Source organism: Jatrophihabitans lederbergiae, assembly GCF_031845305.1.
In the GTDB taxonomy this organism is placed as follows: Bacteria; Actinomycetota; Actinomycetes; order Mycobacteriales; family Jatrophihabitantaceae; genus Jatrophihabitans_A; species Jatrophihabitans_A lederbergiae.
In genome coordinates this window covers 1-1,337 of record NZ_JAVREH010000164.1, presented here as the reverse complement: position 1 = coordinate 1,337, position 1,337 = coordinate 1, and the positions used below count along the sequence as shown (strand labels likewise).

The 1,337-nt window shown below is 66.0% G+C and carries 2 protein-coding genes; both read right to left on the bottom strand.

Annotation, left to right across the window (positions count from 1 at the left end):
- Positions 1-544, bottom strand: a 544-nt coding sequence (locus RM423_RS24740) for a potassium-transporting ATPase subunit C (RefSeq protein WP_311425696.1), incomplete at its 3' end; no start/stop codon positions are given.
- Between the two features lie 5 nt (positions 545-549).
- On the bottom strand, positions 550-1,337 hold a 788-nt coding region (locus RM423_RS24735), incomplete at its 5' end, for an HAD-IC family P-type ATPase (protein WP_311425695.1).

The following is a 1,337-nucleotide window of genomic DNA, read 5'->3' as shown; positions in this document are numbered from 1 at the left end:
GCGCCGGTGCGGCCTGGTTGATGCTCACGACCCGGCTGATGCTGCCGTGGTAACCCGGTCCGGACCAGAACACCGCCAGTACCGCCCCGACTCCGTCGGGGGTGCAGAACGGCCGGGCACCGCTGACTCCATCCAGCACGCCGATCGCCAGGCTGCGGCTGCAGACCTGGGTCAGCAGACTCTGCTTGCCGGCGTCATCCTTCACCGAGGGGTCAGGAAGGGTGTCGACGATCGACTCGGGCCCGAGGTTGCTGGCTGAGGACGAGGTCGGGTCATAGCCCGCGCCGGCCGCCGAGGGCCGGGACTGGAAGTACTGCGGCAGTGCGCTGCCTTTGGCGTCGGTGAAGCTCTGGCCCAGCAGCGTGGAGCCGACCACCTTCCCGTTCTGGGAGACGACGGAGCCGCCGGCGCGGCTCTTCAAACCCGGGATCTGGGCGATGGCGGTGATGGCAAGGGGGTAGGCGACGCCGAAGATCGCGGTGAACGCGAGCAGGATCCGCAGCGCGGCGGAGTATTGACGAAGGGCACTCAGGATGGATCGCATAGTCGTTACCTGATTCCGGGAAGGAACTGGATGAGCAGGTCGATGAGCTTGATGCCGGCGAAGGGCACGATGATGCCGCCGAGGCCGTAGACGTAGATGTTGCGGCGCAGCATCGCGCTCGCACTGGAGGGGGTATAGCGGACCCCGCGCAGCGCGAGCGGGATCAGGGCCACGATGATCAGGGCGTTGAAGATGACCGCGGACAAGATCGCGGACTGCGGCGAATGGAGCCGCATGATGTTCAGCTTGTCCAAACCCGGATAGACGGCAGCGAACATGGCCGGGATGATCGCGAAGAACTTCGCCACATCGTTGGCGATGGAGAACGTCGTCAGCGATCCGCGGGTGATCAGCAACTGCTTGCCGATCTCGACGATCTCGATCAACTTGGTCGGGTCCGAATCCAGGTCGACCATGTTGCCGGCCTCTTTCGCGGCCGAGGTGCCCGAGTTCATCGCGACACCCACATCGGCTTGGGCGAGAGCGGGGGCGTCGTTGGTGCCGTCCCCGGTCATCGCGACCAGCTTGCCGCCCTCCTGTTCCCCTTTGATGAGCGCCATCTTGTCTTCGGGTTTGGCTTCGGCGAGGAAGTCGTCCACCCCGGCTTCGGTGGCGATCGCTTTGGCGGTCAGCGGGTTGTCGCCGGTGATCATGACCGTCCGGATCCCCATCCGGCGCAGCTCGGCGAACCGGTCAGCCATACCGGGCTTGACGATGTCCTTGAGGTCGATCACCCCGAGCACGGCCGGTGGCGCGCCAGTGATGCGCTGGGCCACCAGCAGCGGTGTGCCGC